The 8863-nt window shown below is 52.1% G+C and carries 7 protein-coding genes and 1 tRNA gene; 4 read left to right on the forward strand and 4 right to left on the reverse strand.

Going from position 1 to position 8863, the window contains the following annotated elements:
• The 3 genes from LZ634_RS21605 to LZ634_RS21615 all read left to right on the forward strand — a co-directional run.
• Positions 1-490, forward strand: a 490-nt coding sequence (locus LZ634_RS21605) for an ImmA/IrrE family metallo-endopeptidase (protein WP_234508793.1), incomplete at its 5' end; no start/stop codon positions are given.
• Between the two features lie 406 nt (positions 491-896).
• A protein-coding gene (locus LZ634_RS21610; RefSeq protein ID WP_234508794.1) for an IS3 family transposase occupies positions 897-2014 on the forward strand; the annotation gives its coding sequence in 2 pieces (ribosomal slippage) (positions 897-1143 and positions 1143-2014; 1119 coding nt in all).
• Between the two features lie 73 nt (positions 2015-2087).
• The gene (locus LZ634_RS21615; protein WP_234508795.1) at positions 2088-2363 is read left to right on the forward strand and encodes a hypothetical protein; all 276 of its coding nucleotides are present in this window, start codon (positions 2088-2090) and stop codon (positions 2361-2363) included.
• A 461-nt stretch (positions 2364-2824) separates the two neighbouring features.
• On the opposite strand, the gene LZ634_RS21620 is transcribed toward LZ634_RS21615, so the two are convergent.
• Together LZ634_RS21620 and LZ634_RS21625 are read right to left on the reverse strand one after the other, a co-directional pair.
• Positions 2825-2900: transfer RNA gene (locus tag LZ634_RS21620), tRNA-Phe, on the reverse strand.
• Positions 2901-3005: 105 nt separating this feature from the next.
• Positions 3006-3713, reverse strand: a complete 708-nt coding sequence (locus tag LZ634_RS21625) for a DUF554 domain-containing protein (RefSeq protein ID WP_234508796.1) — start codon at positions 3711-3713, stop codon at positions 3006-3008.
• A 429-nt stretch (positions 3714-4142) separates the two neighbouring features.
• Here LZ634_RS21625 and LZ634_RS21630 point away from each other — a divergent pair, with 429 nt between their 5' ends.
• Entirely contained in the window at positions 4143-6278 is a 2136-nt protein-coding gene (locus tag LZ634_RS21630) for an ornithine decarboxylase (protein ID WP_234508797.1), read from the forward strand.
• Between the two features lie 36 nt (positions 6279-6314).
• Here the strand turns inward: LZ634_RS21630 and LZ634_RS21635 are convergent, their stop codons facing one another.
• Together LZ634_RS21635 and LZ634_RS21640 are read right to left on the reverse strand one after the other, a co-directional pair.
• Positions 6315-7007: a response regulator gene (locus LZ634_RS21635; protein ID WP_234508798.1), complete on the reverse strand. Its 693-nt coding sequence runs from the start codon at positions 7005-7007 to the stop codon at positions 6315-6317.
• Complete coding sequence (locus LZ634_RS21640; protein WP_234508799.1) at positions 6997-8634, reverse strand: sensor histidine kinase; 1638 nt, start codon at positions 8632-8634, stop codon at positions 6997-6999. Before LZ634_RS21640 ends, LZ634_RS21635 begins: the two co-directional genes overlap by 11 nt.
• Between the last annotated feature and the right edge of the window lie 229 nt (positions 8635-8863).

Genomic DNA, 8863 nt, shown 5'->3' on the forward strand with positions numbered 1-8863 from the left:
AAGTTGGCAGCATCACCCAGTCCGCGATATAGAAAATGAGGCAGATACATTTGCATCATATCTTTTAATGCCTTTGGACGATTGTAGAAAACAAATATCTCATCAGCAATTTAGTATCGAATTACTTATTCACTGCGCCAATAGATATAATGTATCTCTTATGGCTGCAGCGTTGAAATTGAAGGAAATTCTTCCAAAGCGAATTGTAGTTGTCGCAGCTAGGGATGGTATGATTTTATGGGCTTCCTCTAACCAAAAAGCATATAAAAGCAAAGTATATATTAAAACAAAAGGTGTTCCACCTATATCAATTCCAGATGGTTCATTAATGTCCTCATTATCAACGAATCCTGTTGGTGAAAGTAAAAAACAGCCAGCGAATTTATGGTTTCCTGATGAGTCGAAAGATTTACATTTAATTGAACATGTGTTTGTTGCAACTGAAGGATATGACTATACTCTGGGTGTGCTTGAACTTGAAAGTGAATGATTAAATAAATTGGCATTTATAATGCTTTTTATTAATTTCATTTGTGGCGAAAGTTAACTTGTTTAGTATAACCCTCGCCTTGATATTGGAATATTAAGGTTTACTATCTGAAATGCATCACTAATTATCTTTCTATATATAATGAATGTCACGAATTTTATTTATGCATCTAAAAATCTGACGGCTCGGTTTGTGTCTTTCATTCGGGTAGAATCGCATCGCGGATGTACAAAGGGATGAAACCTGTCTTGCTATGTTTTTCCTGAAGTTAACAAGAAGACCGTGCTTTATCTTCTCACCATTTGTTCTGACTTTAATGATAAAACTGAACTGATAAATGCTTATGTTGGACTGACTCCACCCCGGTAGACGATCCTGCCCTATAGTTTGAGCATAGGGGGAGCATATGGGCACACCACGATTTACACCTGAATTTAAGGAAGAAGCCGTCCGTCAGATCACGGAACGCGGTTATTCCGTTGCCGAAGTATCTGACCGTCTGGGCGTTTCTGCACACAGCCTCTACAAGTGGCTACGGGCTATCAAACCGGATAACAGCGAGCAGCATGCCCGGGATTTACTGGAAGCCAAAAGCGAGATCCTGAAACTCCGGGCGCAGCTAAAACGTACCGAAGAGGAACGGGATATCCTGAAAAAGGCCGCGCGGTACTTTGCAAGGGAGCCCGACTGAAGTACCGCTTTATCAATGAGCACCGCTCTGTATGGAGTGTGATGACGATCGCCCGGGCCGGGTTCTACGCGTGGCTGCACAACCCGGTCTCGGCGCGTGATAAAGATAACCAGCGCCTGCTGACGCTTATCCGTGACTCATATTCACTGAGCGGAGGTGTATACGGTTGCCGGCGGGTTCATGGCGATCTGAACGAAATCGGGGAAACCTGCGGCAAAAACCGGGTGGGTCGTATTATGCAACTGAACCGGATCAAAGCCGTACGCGGCTATAAAGCGCCACGTCGTATCGCTGGCCGACCTTCAGTCGTTGCTCCTAATCGCGCGCAGCGGCAGTTTACTGTTGTCCGGGCCAACCAGGTCTGGGTCACCGACATTACTTATATCCGCACCTGGCAGGGCTGGCAGTATCTGGCAGTGGTTATCGATCTCTTCGCCCGTAACGTGGTGGGCTGGTCGATGAAGCCCACTCTCTCACGCGAACTGGCACTAGACGCGTTGATGATGGCCGTCTGGCGACGTAAACCGGACGGCGAGGTCATCGTGCACTCAGACCAGGGCAGTCAGTACGGCAGTGACGACTGGCAGCGCTTCTGCCGGGCCAATAACCTAGCCCCGAGTATGAGCCAGCGTGGCAACTGCTGGGATAATGCGGTGGCCGAATCGTTCTTCAGTTCACTGAAAAAAGAACGCATCAGGAAGAGAATATACAAAACCCGGGATCTGGTCCGCGCCGATATCTTCGATTACATTGAAGTGTTCTACAGCCGGGCCCGGCGCCACAGTCATCTCGGCGGCGTCAGTCCGGAGGCCTTTGAACAGGCCTCGTCGTGAGGGCAGAATTTGTCTACGGACGTGGGGTCAGTCCACGAGATTTGGAAATTGAGCACCCGAATGAGGGCGATTAATGAGTGATTACGACGATTACGCTGAGTGGCAACGGCAACAGGCCAATGTAAACGCGGGGCGTTCTGCTGGAAATGGTGGAACCTTTCAGGAAGCATTGAAACGTCCTCGTTACGGGGAACCGGGCCGTGTGACTTGGAAGGAGCTACTGAATCAGATTGAAAACCCCTCTCAAATGCCAGAGGAGAACTGTGAGCTGCAGCCCACAATCTACACTGACCAGAACGGAAAAAAGTTCAGGTTTATTTTTGGGCAAAGGGTTTACTTTGAAGAGTGATTTAAAGAGTGGGCGATTCACACATCAATTACTGGAGGCTTAACAGTGGTGGGGAGTAAGTTGGTTGACTGAGGGCTGATAACCGATTTTATTGAGAGCCGTGAGCATGGCCGGGAATACTTTCCGGGATTGTGAAGGGTTGAGCAAGCCTACCGGCGCGGTAGTGTTTTGCAGAGCTCCGAAGTGAAGCGATGCTGTTTGTCTTCTCCTGACCGGACAAAGGCCGGATTCTGCCTTGCAATGATCAATTCACCAATAGGTATACCTAGTGGAAATAGTATTTATTGGCAGAGTGAAGACCAGCAGAGGTTGGCATAGTGACCGGAGGAGCATCTATAAAGGGCAATGCTCAGGTGGGGCCCAAGGTGTAAAAGCAGTGTCTCCTGTGGTCGACACGACCAGATATCTACCGGAACCCCAGAAAGCAAAAAACCAGCCCTAAGGCTGGTTTTTCTAAATAGTGGTGCCCGGACTCGGAATCGAACCAAGGACACGGGGATTTTCAATCCCCTGCTCTACCGACTGAGCTATCCGGGCAACGGGGCGCATTAAACCGTAATCGCCTCGACTCGTCAACGAAATTTATAAAATTTGCGGCGAGTTGCACAATCTATCACCACTTCACGCAGTTAGCACGACTTTTCAGGCAAAAAATGCCGTCCATGCGGCGGAAATCGGCATCGCCAGCAGCAGTGCAGGCAGCATGTTGACCACCGCAAACATCTTGATACCGCAGATGCGCAGCCCGGTAGCTAACAGCAGTAAACCACCGACGGCGGTGAAATCGGCCATCATCGCTGGGGTAGTGAGCGGCAGAATCAAAAAGGCGCAGAAGGCCAGAGACAGCTGGATGATTAACATGGGTACGCTGATGGCGCAGACGGCAAAACCCAGCGAGCATGCAAAGATCATCGCGGTAAAGAAATCGAGAAACGACTTGGCAATCAGAATGGTGGGGTCGCCGGTCATGCCTTCATGCATCGAACCGAAAATCCCGGTGCCGCTGGCGCAAAACAACACGATGATGGCGACAAAGCTCTGAATAAAATTCTCGTGCTGACTGCTTTTCCCGGGTTTGAGCATCCGTTTTTGCACTCGGGATACGGCGTTGTTAATGCCTCTTTCCAGGTAACAAAACTCACCAATCAACGCCCCGACCAGGGTGGCTAGCACCATGACCGGCATATTGGCGCATTTGATAACCAACAGCAGGCCAATCCCCAGCGATGCCAGGCCAAAAATTGAGGTCATGGAAACTCGGATGCGTTCTGGCAAACGCTGGCTCAGCAGCGCGCCGAGAAGCCCGCCAACCAGCACGGCGCTGGCATTGATAAAAGGTCCAATAACCACATTCACTCCTGATATTTATCTCTGAATTTTGCATTATTATGGACCGATTAATCGGTTCAGTGGTGGTTTTTCCTTGATGTGAATGCATAAAGATTTCGTCTTGCGCCCTCTGGCGAAAGGTGCAATGATTGCGCGAAATTTCTCCTTTCCTGATGGGGGCAGCCTGCAATGACATCCTTGCCATTACAACGCCAATGCCGCTTCGCAGCCTTGCGAAGGCTCTCCCATTTCTCTGCGTCGTACTCCCCGCTCATCATGCGGTGACGGCAACGCACGCTCACTGCAGGACAACAGTAAAATTAGACCATGTCTGCTTTTACTGATGTCTGGCGGTCGGAGCTGTAATCCAGCTGCACCCAGACGCTTCGTGGGGCAAAGCCAGGCGCTTTGCCCGGGGCTTTTATTCACCCTCAACGGGTCGTTGCGCTTATGAAATCAATGCACATTGCTGCCAGTCGTGAACTGGTCTCTCGTCTATCCACCCATCGCAGCGTGGTGGCGCTGGATAGTACCGACTTTACCGATGTGGCAGCAGTCGTCATTACGGTGGCCGATAGCCACAGCGGCATTCTGGCACTCCTCAAACGTACCGGTTTTCATCTGCCGGTGTTTGTGCTGACGACGGACTCTATCGCTGCCCCTGAGGGGGTTGATGCGGTAATAAGCGGGAAAGAGCAGGAGTGGCTTGAGCTGGAAGCGGCGGCCTGCCGCTATGAAGAGGAGCTTCTGCCGCCATTCTTCAACACCTTGAGCCAGTACGTTGAGATGGGCAACAGCACCTTTGCTTGCCCTGGGCATCAGCACGGTGCGTTCTTTAAAAAGCACCCGGCGGGCCGCCAGTTCTACGAGTTTTTCGGCGAGAATGTCTTCCGTGCCGACATGTGTAACGCCGACGTCAAGCTGGGCGACCTGCTGATCCACGAAGGCTCGGCCAAGCACGCGCAAAAGTTTGCCGCGAAGGTGTTCAATGCTGACAAAACCTACTTTGTGCTAAACGGTACGTCGGCGGCTAACAAAGTGGTGACCAACGCACTGCTGACCCGTGGCGATCTGGTGCTGTTTGACCGCAACAACCACAAATCCAACCACCACGGTGCGCTAATTCAGGCTGGCGCGACGCCGGTCTATCTAGAGGCCGCGCGTAACCCGTTCGGCTTTATCGGCGGGATTGATGAGCACTGTTTTGATGATGCCTATCTGCGCGAGCTCATCCGCGAAGTCGCGCCGCAAAAGGCCGATGCGCCACGCCCGTTCCGGTTGGCGATTATTCAGCTGGGTACCTACGACGGCACTATCTACAACGCGCGGCAGGTGGTGGATAAAATCGGCCATCTGTGTGACTACATTCTGTTTGATTCTGCATGGGTGGGCTACGAGCAGTTTATCGACATGATGGCGGATACCTCGCCGCTGCTGCTGGATCTTAATGAAAACGATCCGGGCATTTTTGTTACCCAGTCGGTGCACAAGCAGCAGGCTGGATTCTCGCAGACGTCGCAGATTCACAAAAAAGATAATCATATTCGCGGTCAGGCGCGCTTTTGCCCGCACAAGCGTCTGAACAACGCCTTTATGCTGCATGCCTCAACCAGCCCGTTTTACCCGCTGTTTGCGGCGTTAGACATTAACGCCAAAATTCATCAGGGCGAGAGCGGCCGCCGACTGTGGGCGGAGTGTGTGGAATTAGGGATCGACGCGCGTAAGGCCATCGTGGCGAACTGTAAAATGATCCAGCCGTTTATCCCGCCGATCGTTGACGGCCGTCCGTGGCAGGATCATCCCACCCAGACGATCGCCCGCGAACGCCGCTTCTTTAGCTTTGCACCGGGCGCGCACTGGCACGGTTTTGACGGCTACGCGCAGGATCAATACTTTGTCGATCCGTGCAAACTGCTGCTGACCACGCCGGGGATCGACGCTCAAACAGGCCGCTATACCGAATTTGGAATTCCAGCGACCATTCTGGCCCATTATCTGCGTGAGAACGGTATCGTCCCTGAGAAGTGCGATCTGAACTCGATCCTCTTCCTGCTTACCCCGGCCGAAACGTCGGAGAAGCTGGCGCAGCTGGTGGCGATGCTGGGGCAGTTTGAGCAGCATATTGAAGACGACACGCCGCTGGCGGACGTACTGCCGACTATCTACAACAAATATCCGGTGCGCTATCGCGACTACACCCTGCGTGAACTATGCCAGGAGATGCACGATCTGTACGTCAGTTTTGACGTCAAAGATCTGCAAAAAGCGATGTTCCGCAAAGAGAGCCTGCCGGCAGTGGCGATGAACCCGCAGGACGCCAACAGTGAGTTTATTCGCGGTAACGTCGAGCTGGTGCGTATTAGCGAAGCGGAAGGGCGTATTGCCGCCGAGGGCGCGCTGCCGTATCCGCCGGGCGTGCTGTGTGTGGTGCCGGGTGAAGTGTGGGGCGGCGCGGTGCAGCGTTACTTCCTGGCGCTGGAAGAGGGCGTCAACCTGCTGCCCGGCTTCTCGCCGGAGCTACAGGGTGTGTACAGTGAAAAAGATGCTGACGGCATTATGCGGCTGTTTGGCTATGTGCTGAAGTAGGGTGCAGTTTCCCCTCATCCGTGTGGGATGGGGGGATCATGCGGCGCTGCGGCGGTACATCCTGCGTGGGTGACCAATCTTACCGTACAGCATCTCGACGCTGAGAAATCCCGCTTCCACGCAGTGTTCCAGATAGCGCCGGGTGGTGGTCTTACTGAGCCCGGTTTCACTGACCACTTCATCCACTGAAAAACAGTGTGTCATCCGATCGTTAAACAGCTTTTGCACGCGCGCGAGGGTATTTTCTTCAATTCCTTTGCTGCCGTTGTCCTGACGATAGTTTTTCGCCTGCAGCTGGTAGAGTGAGTCGACGTTCTGCTGGTCGACTATTTTCCATACCCGCTGCTGCTCGGCGAACTGCACGAAGCGTTCCAGGGACTGGCTAAGACGTTTCCACGACACCGGCTTGAGGATGTAATCAAACGCGCCGTTGCGAATAGCCTGGCTACAGGTATCCATATCGCTCGCTGCGGTGATAAAAATGACCGAGCAGTTGGCGCGGAGCAACATGGGGTTACTGATAAGCGTAATCCCCTTACCGTCCGGCAAATAATTATCCAGCAGCATCAGCTGCGGTTGCTTGCTCTCCAGCTGCGCCTGCGCCTCGGCCAGCGAAGCCGCAATGCCTACCAGCCGCAGACGCGGGTGCTTGCTGATAAGCTCCGCGTGTAGCTCAGCCAGTTCGCTCTCATCTTCCACGATGAGTACATCAATAAGTTCATGTTGCATAGTCGGTATCTTCCAGTTCTTGTGAGGTACACCGGGCGTCTCCCGTTGCGGGAATAAACAGCGAGAAAATGGTGCCATGGGGGGGGTTATCGGCCACTTCTATCAGACCGCCAGCCTGCGTAACGTAACTTTCGATCAAATACAGCCCAATACCATGATCGCCCTGGGTTTTAGTGGTTACGCCGCGCTCAAAGATCCGTTCACGGATCTCCGGTTTTATACCAATCCCCTGATCGGCCACTTCAATGATCAGCTCCCTTTCGTTAAGCAGAATCAAAACCTCCACCGGTTCATGAGGCAGCGGCGCGCGCTGGGTGGCTTCAATGGCGTTATCCAGCAGATTGCCAATAATCGAAATGACCTCGGATTCCGCCAACGGCGTAAACGCTTCTCTCATCGAACAGCCGGGATCGAAGCGTAGCGCCACGCCTTTCTCACGGGCGCGGGCGGCTTTCCCCAGCAGCAGGCCGCACAGCGTCGGCGAGCTAAAGCGTGAAGAGATAAAGTCCAGCAGCTCCTGGGCGTGCTCGGACTGCGCCTGAATATAGCGAATGGCCTCGTCGTAGTGCCCCATGTGCAGTAAACCCGAAAGGGTGGTCATACGGTTCAACTGCTCATGGCGCATAATGCGTAGGTTATCGGCGTAGCGTTTGACCTGGCTTAGCTGGGCGCTAAGCGAGTCGATCTCGTTGCGGTCGCGAAAGGTGATCACCCAACCCTGCAGGGAGTCCTCCAGCATGATCCGCACGCGGCTGGCGATCACCGTTAGGTCGTTAAAGTGACAGATCTCATCGTGGGTATCCTGTCGCAGCATGGTTTCACGGGAGAAAAAGGGCATCGGCGCGATCACTTCATCGATCAGCTGGCCGCGTAGCTCGCGCGCGGGCAGGCTGAGGCCAAGCAGCGTTCTTGCCGCCTGGTTTATCACCTCAATACGCAGATTATCGTCAATGGCAATAACCCCTTCGTAGATAGACTCCATCATCGCTTTTTGCTGACGTACCAGTAGGCCAATCTCGCGCGGTTCGAGGGAGAAAATCTGCTTCTTAATACTGCGGGTGAAAAACCACGAGAAAATAAACAGCGCGACCAGTAGAAGCACGGCGGCAATCAGGATATTGACCACTTTGCTGACGGTAATGGTGTCGAGATAGCTGGTGAGATAGCCGACCGAGACAATGCCCACGACCTCGCCATTGTCATTGAAAATGGGCGCTTTGCTGCGTAGCGAAATACCCAGGCCGCCCTGACGAATGGTGGTGGTGCTTTTCCCCTGCAGTACCTCTGCGTTATCTCCGCCGACCAGCGTCTTGCCCACCCGATCGTCAAATACCGAATGGTACAGGTGTAGGCCTTTATTATCACCAACCACGATAAAGCTGGCATCGCTGCGGGCAGCTAGTTTCTGCATGAATTCATGGATTGCGGGGATGTTTTTATCCGCCACCTGTTTACGTAAACTGGGGATGATGGCTATTTCTTCTGCCTGTATTTTTGCTCGTCCGCTCATCTCCTGATATAGCTGTTTACCTACATCGATATAATAATAGCTACCGAGCAATGCAAACAGCACAGAGAAAAAGACAACCAACGAAATAAATAGTTTTATTTGGAATGATACTTTCATTACTCTCACGCACGGCAGCAACAGAAGATAGCAATATATCATCTTTTTCTTGCCGATCTTCATGTTTGCCGGGAACTTGTGATCCCTTGCACAGCAGGGTTTAGAAAGAGATTTTTCTGAAAAACAGGTTCAATTAAGGTTAATTTAATAAATGTTATTTATTTGTTCGGTTTAGAAAAGAAACCATAAAAACCACGCTTATAAATAAGGTGTTAATCACATTAAATAA

Source organism: Kluyvera intermedia (genome assembly GCF_021440345.1).
In the GTDB taxonomy this organism is placed as follows: Bacteria; Pseudomonadota; Gammaproteobacteria; order Enterobacterales; family Enterobacteriaceae; genus Kluyvera; species Kluyvera intermedia_A.